The following is a 20,073-nucleotide window of genomic DNA, read 5'->3' on the forward strand; positions in this document are numbered from 1 at the left end:
CTGGCGCGCACCCTCGCGGCGTTGTCGGTCGTCAGCGCAGCCCGCTGTGCTCTCTCCCCCTGGGCCTGGCGGCCCGGGAGGCGCCCCCACCCTGCGCCTTGCGATCTCCCCCGCGGCCCTTCGGGCGCGGGGGCGCCCCCAGCACCAGACGCGCCCGGCCCGCCCTCCGGGCGGACGACGCTACTTTGACGGCACTCCCCAGGCGCGCCGGGCTGCTCCAGCGCCCCTGCACGGCCTTCGGCCGTGTCCTCGAAAGCGGGGCGATTCCAGCCCCGCCCGGGGGTGCCTGTGTCGGACGCCGGGCACATCCAGCCCCGCCTGGGGGCACCTCCGTGGGGGTCCCCTGAGGGCACCTCCGTGGGGGTCCGCACGGACGGAGTCTGGGGGAGATCGAGGCGCGGGGGTGCGGGGGCGGAGCCCCCGTGCGGGGTCCGGGGCGGAGCCCCAAGTTCAGGGCGCGGCATCCCCATGGCGCGCCCTCAGTACGCACCGCGGCCGTCGACCACGGCCCGGAGCGTACGGCTCATCACGTCGAGGTCACTGCTGAAGGACCAGTTGTCGACGTAGTGAAGATCTAGCTGAATCGTTTCGTCCCAGGAGAGGTCCGAGCGTCCGCTCACCTGCCACAGCCCCGTCATCCCGGGCTTCACCCGCAGCCGGCGCAGCTCCGTGCCGTCGTACGCCGCCACCTCCTCCGGCAGCGGCGGGCGTGGACCCACCAGCGACATATCACCCGCCAGCACATTGATCAGCTGCGGCAGCTCGTCCAGCGAGGTGCGGCGCAGCAGCCGGCCGACCCGCGTCACCCGGGGGTCGCGGCGCATCTTGAACATCAGCCCGTCGTGTTCGTTGCGCTCCGCCAGCTCGCTCTTGATCCGGTCCGCGTCGGCGACCATCGTGCGGAACTTCCACATGGTGAACGGCCGCTGGTCCCGCCCTATGCGCTGCTGCCGGTACATGACCGGCCCGCGCGAGTCGAGCCGTATCGCCACGGCGAGCAGCAGGAACAGCGGGGAGAGCAGCGCCAGCCCGAACGCCGCGCCGCACCGGTCGGCGACGGTCTTCAGCGCCGCCTGCGCGCCCCGGCTCACCGGCGGGGCCACCCGCAGCACGGTGAGCCCGGCGACGGACGCCGCGGTGAGCCGCTTGACCGAGGTCTCCACCAGGCCCGGCGCGAGCGCCACTTCGAGCCCCGCGTCGTGCAGCGCCCAGCACAGCCCCCGCAGCCGGTCGCCGGCGAACCTCGCGCCGGGGGCGACCAGCACCAGATCCGCCTGGTGCCGGCGGGCGACGTCCACGACGAGCCGGCCGCCCTCATGCCCGGCGCCCAGTCCCGGGTCGAGGGCGGCGGGGTCGACCCTGCCGTCGGCACGGGTGCCGTCGGCCAGCGCCCCGTCCCCGACGACGACGGTGCCGACGACGGCGTACGGATGGTCGGTACGCGTCGCCAGGCGTCCCAGCGCGCTGTCCACGGCGGCCGCCTCGCCGACGACGAGCACCCGGTCCACCGCCTGCGCCTCGCGCCGGGCGGCGGTCAGATGACGGTGCGTCACCCGACGGCAGATCAGGGTGCACGCCAGTACGGGCAGCAGCGCGCCCAGCGCGATGAGCGGATCCGGGTTCTGCGCGGCGGCGATCGACGCCACCGCCAGCACGGCGATCAGGATGAACCAGTCGTGCAGCACGGGCAGCGCGCCCCGCGACTCCCCGAGCGCCACGCGCGCGTACCGGCCTCTGGCCGTCTGCACGCCCGCCCAGGCGAGCCCGGCGAGCGCGGCGGACACGGCGGGATGCGGCTGCCGTGCCAGATCGAAGACCGTGCCCACCGACCCCGCGGCGACGACGACGTCCACGCTCAGCGCTGCGGGCAGATACCACCGCGCCTTCACCCGGTGTCCACGTACCCGTGCCGCCGCTGCTCCGTCGCGGGGGCGCGCGCCGCGCACGGAAGGCACTGCAGCCTCATGCGTCTCATACGTACGAATGTGAACGTCCCCCAAGGTGCCTACGCCCCCCCAGGCTTGGAATCGTCAGCTCGTGGCGCTCGTGTCGCTTCGGTGGGTTACACCCGCCTTGCGTGCCAGAGAACATTACGCCACACGCACGTTCTACAGAACACGTTCACACTTAGGCCCGGATACATCACCTTTATCCCCAACTGCTTTGCGCCATGGCTACGCTGCGTAGCGAAGGGCAGGGCCGCCGAGCCTCCCCGAATCGGTCCGCACCGCTCCCCGCGCAGGTCATGGCCCGTGTCGGAGATCCATCCAGGCCGTGGTCACGGGGTGCATTCGGAAGGTGTCTTCCGCTTTTCATATGAAAATGCAACGACCTTGAAACGCCTCCACAGCACGTCCGCCGGACGGCCGGCCGCTCAGGACGGCCGGGACCTGGCGTCCGGCGGCGGGCTCAGCGGACGGCGACCAGGACGTGGCTGTTGCCGAACTGCCAGACCGTCCCCGCGTGTGCGAAGCCCGCTTGCCGCAGCAGGGAGATATGGCCTGACAGCGTCAGGTCGTTGCCCTCGCAGCGCGGATGCCGCCGTGGGCCGACGCCGGCGAGCAGCGGCGCGAGTTCGGGGTCGGCGGCCGCGCAGGTCCACCAGGAGTCCCAGTCATCGTGGGCGAAGGCCAGATGGCGTTCGGCGTGGCGGCGGCCGATGACGACGGCGAGGTCGGCGAGGCGGGGGGAGTCCGGGCTGATGTGGTCGCCGTTGACGAGCACGCCGCCCGGGCCGAGCCGGTCGGCCAGCTCCCGGTAGACGCGGCCCAGCGTGGGCTCGCTGAGGTAGTGCAGGGCGGTGGTGGAGACGGCCGCGTCCACCGGGCGGTTAGGGGCGAGCCCGTCCAGCCAGCCGGGCTCGCCGATCACGGCCTCGGCGTAGCGCAGGGCGGGGCCGTAGTACGCGCGCCCGAGCGCCAGCAGCAGCGGATCGGCGTCGACGGCCGTCACTTCGGCGTCCGGCAGGCGCGCCGCCAGCCGTGCCGCCAGCGCCCCCGGGCCGCTGCCCAGGTCGAGGATCAGCGGGGCGGGCCGGCCGAGGGCCATGTGCTCGACCACGTCCGCGATGACGGTGAACCGCTCCTCGCGGTCGACCGCGTACCGCTGCTGCTGGCTCTCCCAGCGCTCCACCCACCGCGCGGCCGTCACCGTGCTCATGCTGCCCATCACCGCTCGTGCGCCTCCGCCGTTGTGGCCCAGCCCTGCTTATGAAAATCATTGCAGACTGGCGAGGGCTGTGAGCAACCCTTGTACCTCTTCAGGGGTGTTGTGTATGTGGAGACTCACCCGCACCGAGGCGTCCCTCCCGCCGCCGGGTGAGCCCCCGGCCTGGCAGTGGCCGTCGGACCGCACCATGAAGCCGCGGCTGAAGAGGATGAAGCCGAGGTCCTGCGAGCCGATCTCACGGTGCCGGAACGTCACGATGCTCCGGCGGCGCTGCACCCGTGACCCGGCGGCCAGGCTCGTCTGACAGCCCAGGACCTCGTATGCGTCCATCCGGCTGAGCCCATCGGTGAGCAGGGACGTCAGCGCCGCGGTCCAGCGCTCTATCCGGTCGGTTCCCGCGGCGTCCAGCCAGTCGAGCGCGGCCGTCAGGCTGGCCACCCCGGCGGTGTTCGGCGTGCCGGACCAGCCGCCCGGCCGGAAGGCGGGCCCGCGCCGCCCCCGCGCCCAGACCGCGCCCGTGCCGGGCAGCGCCATGGCCTTGTGGCCGGAGAAGACCACGAAGTCCACGTCCAGGTCCGCCACGGAGACCGGCAGATGGCCGATGCTCTGCGCCGCGTCCAGACAGATGGGCACCTCAGGGCCGACGACCTGCCGGATGCGGTGCACGTTCATATCGGCGCCGTACACATGGTGCACATGGGTCGCCGCCACCAAGCGGGTGCGCGGGCCGACGACGCCGGCGAGCGCCGCCGGGTCGTAGTCGCCGGAGCCCCGCTGGCGCGGCAGCTCCCGTACCGCGATCCGCACGCCCTGACGGGCCAGCAGCTCCCGCGCATCCAGCCACGGCGTCAGATTCGCCTGGTGGTCGGCGAACGGCACGACGATCTCGTCGCCGTCGGCCACCAGCTCCGGCAGCCAGTCACGGGCGACGGTGCGCAGCCCCTCCGTGGTCCCGCTGGTGAAGTGCACCGAGGACCGTTCGGGGTCGGGGTCGCCCAGAAAGCGCCTGACGCGGTCGCGGGCGTCCTCCATCAGCGCCGTCGTGGTGTTGGCCCAGGGGTAGGAGCCCCGGCCTGCGTTGGCGTTGGAGGTGGTGAGATAGCGGTGGACGGCGTCCAGGACGGCCTGCGGCTTCTGGGAGGTGGCCGCGCTGTCGCAGTACGCCAGCTCCGGATTCCCGCGGATGATGGGGAACTCGTCGCGCAGCGGACGCTGCCATGACGCCAGCTCCTTCAGCTCCCGCGCGGGATCGACGGGATCAACGGGATCAACGGGCTTGATGGGCGTGACGGGCTTGACGGGGTCCATGGGGCCGCCGGCCATGTCAGTCACGCACCAGGGGAGCGCCCGCGTCCCGCCAGGCGATGATGCCGCCGGCGAGGCTCCGTACATCGGGATGCCCCATGCGCGTCAGCAGCGCCGCGTACCGCGCGGACTTCTCGCCCACCGGGCAGGCCAGCAGCACCGGTTGCCGCCTGCCGAACGGCAGTCCGCCGCGCACCAGCTCCTCGAAGAGCTCGTCCACGATGTTGACCGAGCCGTCGATGTGCAACGCGGCATAGGCGAACGGCCCGCGCAGATCAATCACCAGCGGCCGCTGCTCCGCGATCCACTTCTGCGCCTCGGCGACCCCGATGACGGACGCCCCGCGGATCTCGGCCTCGGTGACCGAGGCGGCGGAGTTCTTCGCCGGGGGCCGGCCCAGCAGCTCGGGACGCCGCTGCCGTACATATCCGAGGTAGCTCTCCACCCGGTCGCAGACGATGAACACGGCGGTCCTGCGCTCAGGCTCCGCCCCTCGCGCCCCTCGCGCCCCTTGCGCGCCGCCCTCCGCCAAAACGGCGTCGGCCGCCGTCTGGGCGTCGACCGAGGCGAGATGCCGGACCGCCCCGTAGTACGCCGCCCCGCCCGTCGGCCCCGCGAGTATCCCGCAGCGGCGGAGCAGCGTCAGCATTCCGTCGATGGCCTCGTCGGCGCTCACCGACTCGATCGCGTCATAGGTGCCCGGATCAAAGATCCCGACCTCCTGCACCTCGTCGATGGTGCGGATGCCGGGGATGAAGTCCGACTTCTCACCGACCAGCCCGACGACGGACACGGGCCTCGCGGGGTCGTGCTCCCGGAGCGTCCTGGCCGTTCCGGTGGACGAGCCGGCCGTCCCCACGCATGCGATCAGCCAGTCGGGGGCCCGGCCGTCCAGATCCGCGATGATCTCCGGGCCGGTGCCCGTCGCATGTGCCTGGGTGTTGAGGTCGTTGAAATACTGATCCGTGTGCAGATGGGCGCCGCCCGGCCGGCTGAGCTGCTGATGGAACAGGGTCAGCGGATCGTCGGTGTCGGTCGGGTCCAGGCACTCCGACTGCCCGGGCAGCTCCTCTATTTCCGCGCCCAGCAGCAGAAGCAGCTCCTTGATCTCCGGTATGCGCATCCGGTTGGTGACGGACTTGAACGGCAGCCCGTGCATGCCCGCGATGAGCGCCAGCGCCTTGGCGGTGTTCCCGCTGGACAGCTCCACGATCGTCGCCCCGCTCTGCTGCGCGCCGTGCAGCCTGGGGCGGGCCATGTTCCATGCGGCGCGGTCCTTGAGGGAGCCGAAGGGGTTGAGCATCTCCAGCTTGGCGTAGAGGTCGATATGGCGGAGCCCGTGCACATCCGGAGCGATGCGGACCAGCGGGGTGTTGCCGATGGCCTCGGTGATGCTGTCGTACCTCATGCGTACGGTCCCCCCGTAGGTGTGCCCGTGCGTGTGTCTGTGCGTGTGTCCGTGTCCGTGTCTGCGCCTGTGTTCGTGTCTGTGTCCGGGTGTGTGCGGGTGATGGGCCAGTACTCCTGGTCGAGCCGCCACTGCCAGCCGCCCGTCCCCCGCGCCCCGGGCTCCTGCCAGACGGCGACCCGGCGGGCGAGCGGCTGCCGCTGCGCGCGCGTGGCCCCGAAGTCCATGCAGTACCCGGCCGTGTTGGCGAAGGCGAGCAGATCACCCGGCCGTGGCAGACGGGGCAGAAAGGCCTTTCTCCGGCTGATCAGATCCGATTCGAGGCACAGATTCCCCATCAGGTGCACCCCCACGGGCCCCTCCTCACGGCCGTGCTCGCGGCTGCCCTCGGGGCACTGCTCAGGGCTGCCCTCGCGGGCCAGCGGCACGGGGTCCATCAGCACGCCGTGGTCCTCCAGGCTGACGTCGCCGGCGTTCATCGCGAGGCGTACGAGGTGCTCGCCCGTGTCCGTACGCCGTACCTCAAGCACCGTCGCCAGGGACAGACCGCACTGGTCGGCCAGCGCGCGCCCTGGCTCGGCGTACAGCTCGTACATGCTCTCCAGCAGCAGGGTGCCGAGCGGTCTGCCCAGCCCGGGGGCAGGGCGGGACAGCAGCGCGTCGAGATAGCCGGCCCCGGCGACCTGCCGGTGCGCCGGATACAGGGCGAGCGCCCCCTTGAGCGTGCCGTTCTCGACGCGCAGCCCATAGCCGTGACCGCCCCAGGTCAGCGGGGGCCGCCGGCCCATGACCGCGTCGGTGAGCGCGGTGGTGTAGCGCTCCCACTGGGCGGCGTGGGCCAGATAGCCGGTGCCGAAGCCCCCGCCGACGTCGACGGCGCGCGGCGAGAACCCCCGTATCCGCAGCTCCTCCATGGCCCGCAGACAGCCTTCGAGCGCCTTGGCCTTCTCGTCCAGACCGGTGGTGTCGAGGTGATAGCCGACGCCGATCGGCTCCAGCGCCTCACGGTGCCGCTCCACGGCGTCGAGAGTTGCGTCCAGGTCCTTCACAGGGGTGCCGAAGCGGCTGCGGCGGGAGAGGGTCCGCGTGCCCGACGCGGGCGTCTCGAACTCCGACAGCCGCAGCAGCAGCCGGAGCCGCGGCAGCCCGTACGCGCGCACCAGGCGCGCGGCCTCCTCCACCTCCTGTACGCCGTCGGCGTTCACCGTCACCCCGGAACGCGCCGCGAGCCAGAGGAACTCCGGGCTCTTGGGGCCGGTCGCCACGATCCGCTCCCCGGCGAACCCGGCCCCCAGGCCGTGCCGCAGCTCGCCCAGGGAGGCCACATCGAGCCCGGCGCCCAGCCGCTCACCGGTGGCGGCGAGCCGCCGGACCAGGGCGCTGGAGCGGTTCGCCTTGTGCGCGAAGTAGATCCGCCCGGCGAGCCGGTGGCGGCGGTAGACAGCGCGGAACCGCTCCGCGTTCGCCGCGATCTGCTCCGGCAGCAGGATGTGGAGGGGCGAGCCCAGCGCGGCCACCAGCCCGTGGAGGAAGGCGGTCTCCTTCAGCAGCGACGCCAGCGGAGGCTCAAGCCGCGGTTCGAGGTACAGCGGATCGGGTAACGGCGGTTCCAGGTGCATGGGGGCGTTGCTCATCCCAGCTGTTCCTCCCCGACGAGGAATGCGGACCCGCGCCAGCCTTCGATCGTATGACCATATCCATGGTCGGCCTCTTTATGCCCGACTTCCAGGCCCGGGACGGCTTTCCATGGCGGATACGGCCGGTTCGCACGGTCAACTTCCCCATCAGTCACATGAGTCGCATGGGCTGCGCATGATGGTCTCCGCGCCGTCCTCGTCCTCCGGGCGACGGCGGCCGGCAGCCGGGCGTGCCGGGGGGCCGGGCTCCCCGAGCAGCCGGCCCGCCTCCACTCACCACTGCCCTGTCTCCGCTTGTCTGCGCTTCTGTCTCCGCTTCTGTCTCCGCTTCCGTCTCCCTGGGCGACGGCCTCCACATCCGCCAGGCGAAGGTGTATACAACCGACGGGGGAGTGCCTCGCCAGCCCCCTGTGCGCCGCTGTCGGTCCGGAAGAAGCCTCGTTATCAATGGAGTAAACGCAACCATACCTACGTCGCAATTCCGATAACCCTCATGTCATGACGAACGCGGCATCCGCCGAGGAATGCCGAGGAATGTAACTGTCAGCTGCTGGGTAGCTCCACGGCGGGGCCATGGCGCGGCCGGGCCCGTTGAGAGATGGGGGAGGAATTTGATGGAGTCTCTGCGAACAGAATCACCAGTGTCTGCGGGCAGCACTTTCCTGGATTACGGAACCGCCGCCGTAGCAGACCTTCTCGACAGCGCGGGCATGGATGCCGGACAGGGCGCGGCGGTTCTCCGCAGGATGCTTTCGCCGTGGGGGCTGCGGCAGATCGGGCAGCGTCCCGACTGGAATTCCGATGTGTGCGCCGACGGCTCGCCGATTGAGTTCTCCGCGGCATTCTCGGATCGCTGTGCGCAGATCCGAGTGCTCGTCGAGGCGGTTCCGGACGAGCTGACCACTCTGGCCGCGCAGAAATCCGCGGTCGAGCTGACGCGGACGCTGATCGAAGAATTCGGCGCCGCCCGCCGCAGGCTGGCGGCGGTTTCGGATCTGTTTCTGCCGCACCAGGACCCGGCCGGCTTCGCCATGATGCATGCCGCCATCTTCACGCCGACGGGAGGTCCTGAGTTCAAGGTCTATCTCAACCCGAACGCCAACAGCCGTATGACCGGCCCCCAGAGGGTGCGCGAGGCGTTGGAGCGTCTGGGGTTCGGAAAGGCGTGGGACGCGGTCACCGACTACGCCCGCCGGGGGTTCGACCTCGATCGAATCGTCTACTTCGGCCTTGACCTGAGCGACGGCCCCGAGTCGCGTGTGAAGGTCTATTTCCGGCACTACGACATCGCCCCGGCAGACCTTGACGCCTGTATGGAGATTTCCGCTTCTCATGAGCCCGGGCTTCTGGAGAAGTTCTGCCATACGCTGACCGGCAGGGCCGGCGCGATAAGGGACCAACCCCTGGTCAGCAATCTGACCTTCACGGATGCCGGCGGCTGTGCCCCGGTGTCCGCCACGGTGTACGTGCCGCTGTGGCTGTATGTGGACAGCGATGAGGAAGCACGGGACCGCATCAGTTCCGTCATGACCGACGTGGGTCTCCCCAGTGACCGCTATGTGTCGCTGTTGAACCAAATGGCTCGCCGACCGCTGTCGGACGGGCGGGGGATTCACACCTATGCCTCTGTACGTGTGCAGCAAGGCCGTCCCCGTATGACCACGTACTGGTCCTCTGAACTGTACGACCGGCATCCGCCTGCCCGCTATCAGAGAGGGTGATCGCCATGTCACCACAGGCTGCGACCGGATCGCTCTTCGACGACTCGCAGATCCAGCCCGAACTGCTGCGGCGTCGATCACATATCCGGTGGGGCACCTACCCCCCCGACGTCATCCCGCTGACGGCGGCGGAAGCGGACTTCCCCGCACCCCAGGCCGTCACGGACGCCGTCATACAGTCCCTTGCCGACGGCTACTTCTTCTATTCTTCGCCTGACGGACTCATCGAACTCCGGGAAACCTTCTCGGAAGTGGCGAAGGCCCGCTACGGAATCAGTGCACCCCCTGAGTGCGTGGTGCCGGCCTCCGGCACGGCAGCGGCCCTCTGGGGAGTGGTGCACCTGCTCTGCCGGGAAGGCGATGAATGCATACTGCTGGATCCGGTCGACCTGCTGTTCGGTCAGGCCATCGATTCCGCAGGGGGCCGACGGGTGTACTGCCCCATGGACAAGAGCACCGGACAGCTCGATCCGGACCGACTCGCCTCGCTGATATCGCCGCGCACCGCTCTGATCTGTCTCTGCAATCCGCATAACCCACTAGGCACGGTCTTCACGGAGGAGACGCTCCGTGCGGTGGCCGAGATAGCCCGTGAACGAGATGTGCCGATCCTTTCCGACGAGGTCTGGAACGAGATCGTCTACCCTCCCGCGGCGCATACCAGCATGGCAAGCCTGGACACCGCGGGAAGTCAGAGAATCCACACGGTGATCGGGGTCTCCAAGACGTTTGCCCTTCCCGGGCTGAGAATGGGGTTTGTGATCGCCCCGAGTGCGCGTGAGGCGGTCGATCTCCAGCTCGCCTTCCAGCATCTCGGCGCCGCGCACAGCCTGACGCCCTTCGCTCAGGTCGGCGCCCTGGCCGCGCTGCGTCATGGATGGTCGTGGCGGGATGCCTTTCTGGAGCATCTGCAGGAGACGCGGGACTACTGTGTGGCTCGGCTCAATGCGATGCCCGGAATATCGTGCAGCTGTCCGGACGGCACGTTCGTTCTGTTCCCTGACATATCCGCCACCGGGCTGGGCAGCCAGGAGATGGCTGAGTTTCTCCTGGCAGAGGCACGGATCGCAGTCGTGGCCGGCACGACCGAGTTTTTCGGCCCGGGTGCCGAAGGCAACGTCCGCATCAGCTATGCCACATCCCGGGGGATGATGAAAGAGGCGCTGGATCGTATGGAGAGGGCTGTCCAAGGCCTCCCGGCGTTCTCGGTTCGAAGCACCGAGAACGCCGGGACCCGCGTACCCGGACGTCTGCCGGCCGCCTGACAGGGGAGCCGGCGCCTAGCTGACGTACCGGCGTACCGGCCGACGTCCGCGGATCACCGCCGTCGCAGCCATGCTTTCAGCGAGTCCCACCACGATGTACGCGCTGGGGGAACGGCCGCCGGTGGAGCTGCTGTCGGCTGAGCTGTCTGTTCTGCTGTCTGCTGGGCCGGAACAGAGGGCTCGTCCCCGGAGTCGCTGCCCTCGCCCGCGTCGGTGTCGGTGTCGGTGAGCTTCCCGAGCGGACACCCAGCCGCCGCGCCGGCGACGGCCGTACCGGCAGACGCGGCGGGCGCAGCGGCAGACGTGGCGGACTCGGGAGACGTCCCCGGCTCAGGCGGGGTGAACTTCACCGGCAGGCTGGTCAGATGGCGTGTCATCCAGCCGGACTTCCACTGCAACTCTTCATCGGGGACGGTCAGCTGCAGATCGGGCAGCCTCGTCAGCAGGGTGTCGATGCCGGTGTCGGCGATGGCCCGGCCGATCTCCTGGCCGGGGCACTCCTGCGGGCCGCTGCTGAAGGCGAGATGGGAGCGGTTGCCGTGCAGGGGGACCGAGAGGTCGGGCCGGACGGACGGGTCATGGTTCCCGGCGCCCAGGCCGAGCAGCAGCATGTCTCCCGCCTTGATCTTCTGGCCGCCGACCTCGGTGTCCACGGCGGCCCAGCGACCGGGAATGGTCATCAGCGGCGGTTCGTCCCACAGCACCTGCTCCACCACGTCGGGCAGGGTCATCTGACCGCCGGCCAGCGACGCATGGCACCGCGGATCGGTCAGCACCATCCGCAGGGTGCTCTTGAGCAGGTTGACCGTGGTTTCGTTCGCCGCGATGAGAATGACCCGGAGGTGATTCCAGACCTCTTCATCGGTGAGTTTGGAGGGGTGCTCGATCAGCCAGGACGTGGCGTCCTCGCCCGGCTCTTTCCGCTTGCGCCTGGTGAGCTGCTGGAGAGTCTCCACGATGTACTCATTGCTGGCCACCGATGTCTCGGTGCCCGCCACCATGTCCCTGCTCGCTTCGACCAGCCGCGGCCCGTATGCATCGGGCATGCCCAGGAGCTGGGTCATGACGAGCATCGGCAGATGCTCCGCGAAGTCCGCGGCGAGGTCCGCTTCCCCCCGCTCGGCGAATTGGTCGATCAACTGGTGGGTGAACCGGGTGATATGGCGTCGGATTCCACGGCGGTTGAAGCGCTCCAGACTCACATTGAGCGCCAGGCGCAGCCGGTGGCGCTCCTCGCCGTCCAGGAACAGACAGACCGGCTGCCAGGCGATCATCGGGAGCAGCGGGGAGCCCGGCGGGACCCTGCCTTCCTTGAACCAGCGCCAGGTGCGGGAGTCACGGCTGAACCGGGAGGGTGTGCCGACGACTTCCAGAATCTCCCGGTAGCCGAGGACGAGCCAGGCGGGCAGATCGCCGTCCAGCATGACGGGCGCGACCGGTCCGTGCCTGGCGCGCAGCCGTTCGTACAAGCCCATGGGATCCTCTGCCGCCTCAGGCCCGAAGAGCCGCGCCAGAGCGTCGGGGTCCCCGAATCGGACCGGGCACTGAGGAGGCCGCGGGGAGGCGGACGCGGCGGGGGACTGCTTGGGCGAAGAGGCGGTCACCGGGACTCCGGGGGTGTGGTGGTGAGGGTGTGCAGATAGCGCAGGAGCGACAGCAGGGCGTCGCGGCTGGAGCCGCGGTTGCGCGCATCGCAGTCGATCATGGGTACGGTGTCGGGGATGTCCATGGCCGCTCGGAGCTCGGCCATGGGATACGCGGGGGCGTCCGGGAACGCGTTGATGGCGATGACGAAGGGCACGCCGCGTTCCTCCAGCTGGCTCATGACGTCAAAGCTGTCTTCCAGCCGCCGGGTGTCGATCAGCACCACCGCGCCCAGAGCGCCTTCGAAGAGGCCGTTCCACAGGAACCAGAAGCGCTGCTGACCGGGCGTGCCGAACAGATAGAGCACCAGTTTGTCGCTGAGGGTGATCCGGCCGAAGTCCATCGCCACGGTCGTCTCGGTCTTGCGCTCGACTCCGGCGATGTCGTCCACATCGGCGCTGGCCTGCGTCATGGTCTCTTCGGTGGTCAGCGGACGGATCTCACTGACCGAGCCGACCAGGGTGGTTTTCCCGACCCCGAAGCCGCCGACGATCACCACTTTCACCGCTGTGGTGACAGAGGCTGGCAGGGTGTCCTCGCTGCGCGGGCCGACGACGGGTTCAGAGATTCTGCAGTCCATGCATCACCGCCTCCAAAAGTTCGACATCGGGCAAAGACGCGGTCGGGATCGGCGCCCGCGCTTCGACATGGCCGCTCTCCAGCAGATCCACCAGCAGCACCGTGACCACGCTGACCGGCAGGTGGAGGTATGCGGAGATCTCCGCGACGGACAGCGGGTAGTCGCATATGTGGATGATGGCGGCATGCTCGGGCTGCATGCTCGAACCGGGAACGTCGTTCTTGGTCACGATCAGCGTGACCATGTCCAGAGGGCGGTGATCTTCGGCGGACTGGCTTCGGCCGGATGTGATGACATAGAGCCGTTCGGGGCCGCCTTCTTCCCAGGGCCGGGGCTGCTCGTGTTTCGGATCGCTCACGGAACCCGCCGGTCGGCCCGCGGCGGGCTGGTGAGGTGCTGGCCGATCCGGGCGACCAGGTCCCGCATACGCTGTCCCATCAGCCCGGCGTCCACGTCGTCATCGGCGAGCACCGCCAGATACGCTCCGGCGCCGGCCGCCATCAGATAGAAGAAGCCACCGTTGATCTCGATGACGACGAGCTTCATCTTTCCGTCGCCGTGCGGGAATTCCGTGGCGATGGCCGTCGACAGGCTCTGCAGCCCGGCACAGGCGGCGGCGAGGCGGTCTGCGGCGTCCTCGTCCGTGCCGAACTGCGCCATGCACAACCCGTCGGAGGACAGCACCACGACATTACGGGTCTGCGGAACACTGGACGCCAGTTCCTCAAGCATCCAGTCCATATTGAGCCGCTGCTTTGTCACCACTTACTTACTCATCCTTACTTCATGGGCCTCATGGCTCAGTTACTGCTCGGACTCTTCAGCGCTCAGGCCATGGCGACGGTGTGCTGGGGACTCAGCTTCGGGTTCGCCGGAAATGCCCTCCTGGAAGGCGGCCAGCCATAGTCCGGCCTGCGGGGGTGGGGCGGCTGACACCGGGGACGCGGAGTCAGAGGTGGGGACGGGAGGCTTGGGCCGCCGCAGGGGCGGGGTCACGGCGCGCGTGCGGCGCCTGCGCTGCGGAAGGCCGTTGACGCCGCGCGGAACGGGCGCCGACTCCTCCGCGATCATCGGCGCGGGGCGGCGTCCCGCGCTTGAGGGGTAGCGGGGCGGCGGCAGGCTGGCGGCCTTGGCCAGCGCTCCGCCGGGCACCGGGGTGGTGGTGAGCAGATTCGGCGGCACGATCAGGACGACGCGTACGCCGCCGTACGCGGACACCCGGAGGGCCACCTTGAAGTTGTGCGTGTGGGACAGCCGGCCGACGACCGCCAGGCCAAGGCGGGGGGCCTCACCCAGGTCGTCGAGGTCCAGTCCGCTGGTGGCGTTCTGCGCCAGGGCCCGCTCGGCGCGCACCCGGGCTTCGTCGGTCAGGCCGAACCCGGCGTCCTCGATCTCGATGGCCACACCGGACTGGACCTCGGCCGCGGTCAGATGGACCCGTGTGTGCGGCGGCGAGTAGCGAGTGGCGTTGTCCAGCAGCTCGGACACGGCGTGGATCAGTGGTTCGACCCCGCGGCCGAGAATGCCGACCTCGGCCACGGAGTGCAGATCGACACGCTGGTAGTCGGTGATCCGCGACATCGCGCCGCGCAGCACATTGAACAGCGGGATGGTCTTCTGCCACTGCCGGCCCGGCCGGGCTCCGCCCAGTACGGCGATGCTGTCCGCCAGCCGGCCGATCAGCGCGGTCCTGTGGTCCAGGTGCAGCAAATCGCCGAACACCTCGGGGTCCTGACCGTGCCGGTCCTCCATCTCCCGGATTTCCAGCGCCTGTTGGTGGACGATGGCCTGGACGCGCCGGGCGATGTTGACGAAGGCCCGCTGGGCGGAGTCACGCAGATCCGACTGGGCCTCGACGGCCTGCAGCACATAGCGCAGCACGGACATGCTCGCGTCGTGGAACCGGGGGCTGACGCGCGACACATAGTCGATGGTGCGCAGCACCTCTTCGGCCGGGGTGCCTTGCTGCAGCCGGCCCATGGCCTTGGGCAGCAGCTCCTCGGCCATCCGCACGGTCTCGGTCTCCTGCTCGGCCAGCTGCCGACGCAGGGCTTCCTCCCTTTCGGCGCTCTGCTTGCGCAGTTCGTCGATCGCATGTCCCCGGCGTGCCGCCTCCGCGGCTGCGACGGCCACCGCTGCCGTCGCGATGGCACCCACCCAGGCGACCTGGGCACGGGCCGTCGGGGGCGTCAACAAGACGGCAGCGACCGTACAGACGGCCAGTAGTACGGGTGGCAGCAGCCACATGGGGGTGGAGGCGGACCCGGGCCTCCCGGGTGACGAACCAGCACGAACCATCTGCATCCTCAGAGCGCTCACGGACAGGGCGTCATACAGGGCATATACGGGTGCCGGGGAGGGTCGCATGATCAAGATCGCCGGCTGTCGACGACGGCCGGGCCACGCTTTGCCAGCGCTTGGCCGCGGCGCATGTCGCGTCGGCGTTCCGCGCGCATGGAGCCGGGTCCCAGGACGCCCGGGCTCTCGTGCGATCGGCGGCACCACGACAGCCAGCAGCGACGTGCTGTAATCGTCGCAACTCGCTGCGCGACAGCGAGCATAGCGGGGTCGGAATGATTATGTGCTCCGAGTGCACACAACACATGAATGTACTCATGTGCGAAATTCGGAAGAATCGTTTGACCCTGGTCGGTCAGCGGAAAACCGAATTGAAGAATCTCTGCTGTGCTACTCCTGACCGCCTGAGTGCGCTTTCTGACCTCCTTTTGACCGGTCCCGCTTTATCGGTTTCCCTTCGGAGCGCCCCGGCGGAGGATGGCCGCCGTACGACGTAAGGCCCCGACCGTCCGCCGGTCGGGGCCTTATGTGGCGATTTCGCGTCAGGAGCGTGCGCCGCCCCGCCGGCGTATGCCGACGAACGCGAGCGCTGCGCCGACGGCCAGCAGCGCCGCCGCGACTCCCCCGTACAGCGGCAGCGCCGAGGAGGAGCCGGTGCGGGCGAGGTTGCCCGTGGCCGCCGGAGCGGAGGTGTCCGCCTGGGCGCCCGCGGCGGAAACCGGCGCGGCCGCGGAGCCTGCGGCGCGGGCGCCCGCGGTCCCGGACGCGTCGGTGGCCGGGGCGGTGGCGTCCGTGGCATCCGTGGTGGCCGGGGCGGTGCGGGCGACGGCCGCGGACGGGCTCAGCGAGGAGGGCGCCTTGGCCGCAGGCCCCACGGTGACCACGCCTTCGGCCTCGGCGAAGGCCGGGCCGCTCTCACCCTCCAGACTCACCGCGGCCATCAGCGTGACCTTGGTGTCAGCGGTCAGGCCGTTCGCGTCGAGCACCGTCAGGCGCAGCGGGAAGCTCTCCTGCTTCCCGCCGCCGAAGCCCTTGGGGACGCCGGGAAGCAGCCACTCGCCCTCGCCAACGGCCTTCAGCGGCTTCCAGCTTCCCTCGCGGTAGAGCTCGACCCCCAACTCCGGGCGCGGCCCGCCGCCTCCGGGCGACAGCAGGCGTACGCGGGTCTCCAGGGCCTTGTCGTAGCCGCCCTCACCGGGGGCCCGCAGATATACGTTGATGTGCCGCGCGGGCCCGCCGGGGCGGATGACCCCCTCGGGGCCGTTGCCCCACCACACCTGAAGCGGCTTGGCGTCGACCGCCGGATCCGCCTTGAAGGCGACCGATCCGGTGCTGCCCACCGGCCCGTTCAGATCGGCGGCGGTCAGCTTCAGGCTGCCGTTGTTGGCGGGAAAGCCCTCGCCGAGACCGACGGTGACCTTCCAGCTGAGCTCCGACCCAGCCGGCACCGAGAACGCCTCGCCCGCGCCGCCGCCCTTGGGGAAGAAGGCCCCCTGAACACCCGTGCCCTCACCGAGAAGCCGCGAGGCGGTTTCGGGCGCGTTCACCGCGCTCACATCGAAGGCGACCTGATCGGGCCGGACGGGGCTGGCCCCATCGGACTCCCCGACCAGCCAGGGCCGGAAGTCCACTGCCTCGTCCGAGGAGTTCCTCACGGTGAACGAGAACGACGCCTTCGCCCCACCCCGCTCCAACGCCGCGTCCGGCGCCGGCGCACCAAGCTCGACACTGAGCGCCGCGAGCCCCGCCGGAGCGGCGGACGCGGCATAGGCGTGGACCGGAACGAGTGTGGCTCCAACGGCTGCTGCCGTGGTGACGGCGGCGGCTGCGACAAGACGAGCGGACATGATGACTCCCCCCAAGGAATCGGCCGGGCGACCCGCTGAGCGCGATGGACGCTCGCCTACGGGCCGGATCAGATGAGAGCGGTGCACGCGAATGCGCGGTGCACGCGGCGTGTAATCGATCTTCACACGCCCCGCGACCCCAGCTGATCTTGAAACCGTCACCGCGGCGTAACAGCGCCGCTAGGGCCCCGGGAGAGGCGGCCCCCGAGCCGTCTCTCTCGGCGATGTTGAGAACGTCCGTCAGGCACTCGATGACCACCTCGCGCAGGCCGGCGACGCGGGGCGGGCAGACCGCCCAGAAGCTCGGGGTCGGCGTGATGCAGCGCCCAGTCGCGGCAGACCGGTTCGAGATGGGGCCCGAGGACATTGCTGACGAAGCGGCGACGGCTGACCTGCCAGACCCGTGCCGCGCTGCCAGGGCGTTCGAGCTGGCCCCAGACCGGTCGCATGATCGCGTGGACCAGGCACGCCGAAGGCCCCGGCCGCTCGCGCGGTCCGGGGCCTTCGTTTCGCCTGTTCAGGCGGGAGCGGAGGATACGAGATTCGAACTCGTGAGGGGTTGCCCCCAACACGCTTTCCAAGCGTGCGCCCTAGGCCTCTAGGCGAATCCTCCGCCGGAAACATTACATGACCGAGAGGAGTGCTCGCGAACTCGATCCTCACCCGCACCTTCGGGTACTCTGTGCGGAGCCCCTCACGTGGCGCTATCTGACTGAACTCCCCCAGGGCCGGAAGGCAGCAAGGGTAGGTCGGCTCTGGCGGGTGCGTGGGGGGCCCTTGTGTTTGCGGGGGCGGGCCGGGGTGTCGGGGCGGTCGGGGCGCGGGCGGGGTTCGTTGTCGGTGGGGGCCGATAACCTCGTAGGCGTGTCGTCCCTTGCGCTGTACCGCCGCTATCGACCCGAGACCTTCGCGGAGGTCATCGGGCAGGAGCATGTCACCGACCCGCTGCAGCAGGCGCTGCGGAACAACCGGGTCAATCACGCGTACCTGTTCAGCGGGCCGCGCGGATGTGGCAAGACGACCAGTGCGCGCATCCTCGCGCGGTGTCTGAACTGTGAGCAGGGACCCACGCCCAACCCCTGCGGGGAGTGCCACTCGTGCCGTGACCTGGCGCGGAACGGGCCGGGGTCGATCGATGTGATCGAGATCGACGCGGCATCGCACGGAGGCGTGGACGATGCCCGTGAGCTGCGGGAGAAGGCATTCTTCGGGCCCGCGAGCAGCCGCTACAAGATCTACATCATCGATGAGGCGCATATGGTCACCCCGCAGGGTTTCAACGCCCTGCTGAAGGTGGTCGAGGAGCCGCCCGAGCATCTGAAGTTCATCTTCGCGACCACCGAGCCGGAGAAGGTGATCGGCACCATCCGGTCGCGTACGCACCACTATCCCTTCCGTCTCGTGCCCCCCGGCACCCTGCGGGACTATCTGGGCGAGGTCTGCGCCAAGGAAGACATCCCCGTCGAGGACGGCGTGCTGCCGCTCGTCGTGCGTGCGGGCGCGGGGTCCGTGCGTGACTCGATGTCCGTCATGGACCAGCTGCTCGCGGGCGCGGCCGCGGACGGTGTGACGTATGCCATGGCCACCGCTCTGCTGGGATACACGGACGGCTCGCTGCTCGACTCGATCGTGGACGCCTTTGCGTCGGGTGACGGGGCGGCGGCCTTCGAGGTCGTGGACCGGGTCATCGAGGGGGGGAACGACCCGCGGCGGTTCGTCGCCGACCTGCTGGAGCGGCTGCGGGACCTGGTCATCCTGGCCGCCGTGCCGGACGCGGGCGACAAGGGGCTGATCGACGCGCCCGCCGATGTGGTCGAGCGGATGCAGGCGCAGGCTTCGGTGTTCGGGGCGGCCGAGCTGAGCCGGGCCGCCGATCTGGTCAACACCGGGCTGACGGAGATGCGCGGGGCGACCTCGCCGCGGCTGCAGCTTGAGCTGATCTGCGCCCGGGTGCTGCTGCCGGCCGCCTTCGACGACGAGCGTTCCGTGCAGGCCCGGCTGGATCGGCTGGAGCGCGGGGCCGCACTCCAGGGGCCCCCGGCCGGCGCGCCCGCGATGGGGTACGTCCCCGGGCCCGAGGTGCAGGGGCATATGGCCCCGGCTCCCGCGACGCAGCCTCCCGCTCCCGCACCTGTGCCTCCGCCTGCCCCCGCGCAGGCTCCGACCGCCCCGGCTCCCGCGTCTGCCCAGGTCGCCCCGGCACCGGCCTCCGAACCGCCGCAGGCCGCGGGCTCCGGAGGAGCGCGCCCCGGCGCATGGCCCACGGCCGCCGCCCCTGCCGCCCCCGCCGGTCAGGGCGGTCAGGGCGGCCCCGCCGGTCAGGGCGGCGACGGCGGGCGTCGGCCCGGCGGCTGGCCCACAGCGGCCAAGCCCTCCGCGCAGACTCCTCAGCCCCAAGCCGCTCACCCCCAGGCCGCTCAGCCTCAAGCCGCTCAGCCCCAAACCGCTCCGACGCCGCAGCCGCAGCCGTCCGCGCAGGCCGCCGCCCAGGTGCGGAACATGTGGCCGGACATCCTGGAGGCCGTCAAGAACCGCCGTCGCTTCACCTGGATCCTCCTCAGCCAGAACGCCCAGGTCGCAGGGTTCGACGGCACCACGCTCCAGCTCGGCTTCATCAACGCCGGAGCGCGTGACAATTTCGCGAGCAGCGGCAGCGAGGACGTGCTGCGGCAGGCGCTCGCCGAGCAGTTCCATGTGCAGTGGAAGATCGAGGCGATCGTCGATCCCTCGGGCGGCCAGGGCGGCCCCGGCGGCGGTTCGCCGCGTCCGCCCGCTCCCTCCGGCGGCTACGGCGGCGGCTACGGCTCCGGCAGCCCCGGCGGCTACGGCAGTGCGGCGGCGTCCCCCGCGTCTGCCCCAGCCACGCCCGCCCCCACGCCCCCCTCATCGCAGCCCGCGGCTCAGGCGGCCGCGCCCGAGCCGCGCCCCGCCTCCCGGGCCGGAGCACAGGCCGCAGCACAGGCCGGGGCGGCGGCATCGGCCGTCGCGTCGCCCGAACCCGTACCGCACACCCCCGCGCCACCCCCCGTCTCCCTTGAGGACGACGTACCGGAAGAGGACGATCCGGACTTGGTCGACTCCGCGCTCTCCGGCCATGAGCTGATCGTCCGGGAGCTCGGCGCGACAGTCGTGGAGGAATATACGAACGAGTAGCGGCCCGGCCGTCGGAGTCCCGTACGAAGGCATGAGCCGCCGGCGGT

General features: G+C 70.2%; 14 protein-coding genes, 1 tRNA gene and 1 other RNA gene. 4 read left to right on the forward strand and 12 right to left on the reverse strand.

Annotated elements, in window-relative coordinates; all coding sequences use genetic code 11:
- Nucleotides 1-479 precede the first annotated feature (479 nt).
- The 5 genes from OF819_RS22280 to OF819_RS22300 all read right to left on the reverse strand — a co-directional run bounded on the left by OF819_RS22280 (nt 480) and on the right by OF819_RS22300 (nt 7,515).
- Nucleotides 480-1,889, reverse strand: coding sequence for a sugar transferase (locus OF819_RS22280; protein ID WP_267245392.1), 1,410 nt, complete (start codon nt 1,887-1,889; stop codon nt 480-482).
- 520 nt (nt 1,890-2,409) lie between these two features.
- Nucleotides 2,410-3,159, reverse strand: a complete 750-nt coding sequence (locus tag OF819_RS22285) for a class I SAM-dependent methyltransferase (protein ID WP_416370596.1) — start codon at nt 3,157-3,159, stop codon at nt 2,410-2,412.
- A 57-nt stretch (nt 3,160-3,216) separates the two neighbouring features.
- Nucleotides 3,217-4,491: an aminotransferase class V-fold PLP-dependent enzyme gene (locus OF819_RS22290; RefSeq protein ID WP_416370598.1), complete on the reverse strand. Its 1,275-nt coding sequence runs from the start codon at nt 4,489-4,491 to the stop codon at nt 3,217-3,219.
- Between the two features lies 1 nt (nt 4,492).
- Nucleotides 4,493-5,881 carry a pyridoxal-phosphate dependent enzyme gene (locus tag OF819_RS22295; RefSeq protein WP_267245394.1) on the reverse strand — a complete coding sequence of 463 codons (1,389 nt, stop codon included), beginning with the start codon at nt 5,879-5,881 and terminating at the stop codon, nt 4,493-4,495.
- The gene (locus OF819_RS22300; RefSeq protein WP_267245395.1) at nt 5,878-7,515 is read right to left on the reverse strand and encodes a Y4yA family PLP-dependent enzyme; all 1,638 of its coding nucleotides are present in this window, start codon (nt 7,513-7,515) and stop codon (nt 5,878-5,880) included. Before OF819_RS22300 ends, OF819_RS22295 begins: the two co-directional genes overlap by 4 nt.
- A gap of 617 nt (nt 7,516-8,132) precedes the next feature.
- Here OF819_RS22300 and OF819_RS22305 point away from each other — a divergent pair.
- Together OF819_RS22305 and OF819_RS22310 are read left to right on the forward strand one after the other, a co-directional pair.
- The gene (locus OF819_RS22305; RefSeq protein WP_267245396.1) at nt 8,133-9,239 is read left to right on the forward strand and encodes a tryptophan dimethylallyltransferase family protein; all 1,107 of its coding nucleotides are present in this window, start codon (nt 8,133-8,135) and stop codon (nt 9,237-9,239) included.
- 5 nt (nt 9,240-9,244) lie between these two features.
- The gene (locus OF819_RS22310; RefSeq protein WP_267245397.1) at nt 9,245-10,504 is read left to right on the forward strand and encodes a pyridoxal phosphate-dependent aminotransferase; all 1,260 of its coding nucleotides are present in this window, start codon (nt 9,245-9,247) and stop codon (nt 10,502-10,504) included.
- A 53-nt stretch (nt 10,505-10,557) separates the two neighbouring features.
- On the opposite strand, the gene OF819_RS22315 is transcribed toward OF819_RS22310, so the two are convergent.
- The 7 genes from OF819_RS22315 to OF819_RS22350 form a co-directional block, all read right to left on the reverse strand.
- On the reverse strand, nt 10,558-11,979 hold the full coding sequence (locus OF819_RS22315) for a cytochrome P450 (RefSeq protein WP_267245398.1): 1,422 nt from the start codon (nt 11,977-11,979) through the stop codon (nt 10,558-10,560).
- A 125-nt stretch (nt 11,980-12,104) separates the two neighbouring features.
- Nucleotides 12,105-12,728, reverse strand: a complete 624-nt coding sequence (locus OF819_RS22320; RefSeq protein ID WP_267245399.1) for a GTP-binding protein — start codon at nt 12,726-12,728, stop codon at nt 12,105-12,107.
- A complete protein-coding gene (locus OF819_RS22325) occupies nt 12,709-13,086 on the reverse strand; it encodes a DUF742 domain-containing protein (RefSeq protein WP_267245400.1) in 378 nt (125 codons plus the stop codon). The genes OF819_RS22320 and OF819_RS22325 overlap by 20 nt, the downstream gene beginning before the upstream one ends.
- Nucleotides 13,083-13,469, reverse strand: a complete 387-nt coding sequence (locus tag OF819_RS22330; RefSeq protein ID WP_416370599.1) for a roadblock/LC7 domain-containing protein — start codon at nt 13,467-13,469, stop codon at nt 13,083-13,085. Before OF819_RS22330 ends, OF819_RS22325 begins: the two co-directional genes overlap by 4 nt.
- A 63-nt stretch (nt 13,470-13,532) precedes the next feature.
- Nucleotides 13,533-15,026, reverse strand: a complete 1,494-nt coding sequence (locus OF819_RS22335; protein WP_267245401.1) for an ATP-binding protein — start codon at nt 15,024-15,026, stop codon at nt 13,533-13,535.
- A gap of 542 nt (nt 15,027-15,568) precedes the next feature.
- A complete protein-coding gene (locus OF819_RS22340) occupies nt 15,569-16,873 on the reverse strand; it encodes a hypothetical protein (RefSeq protein WP_267245402.1) in 1,305 nt (434 codons plus the stop codon).
- Between the two features lie 528 nt (nt 16,874-17,401).
- Nucleotides 17,402-17,486: transfer RNA gene (locus OF819_RS22350), tRNA-Ser, on the reverse strand.
- Nucleotides 17,487-17,559: 73 nt separating this feature from the next.
- On the opposite strand from OF819_RS22350, the gene ffs reads away from it, so the two are divergent.
- Together ffs and OF819_RS22360 are read left to right on the forward strand one after the other, a co-directional pair.
- An RNA gene (gene ffs / locus OF819_RS22355) (signal recognition particle sRNA small type) lies at nt 17,560-17,654 on the forward strand.
- 83 nt (nt 17,655-17,737) lie between these two features.
- The gene (locus OF819_RS22360) at nt 17,738-20,026 is read left to right on the forward strand and encodes a DNA polymerase III subunit gamma and tau (RefSeq protein ID WP_267245403.1); all 2,289 of its coding nucleotides are present in this window, start codon (nt 17,738-17,740) and stop codon (nt 20,024-20,026) included.
- Nucleotides 20,027-20,073 lie beyond the last annotated feature (47 nt).

The sequence above is a fragment of the Streptomyces sp. PR69 genome, from assembly GCF_026420845.1.
Lineage (GTDB): Bacteria > Actinomycetota > Actinomycetes > Streptomycetales > Streptomycetaceae > Streptomyces.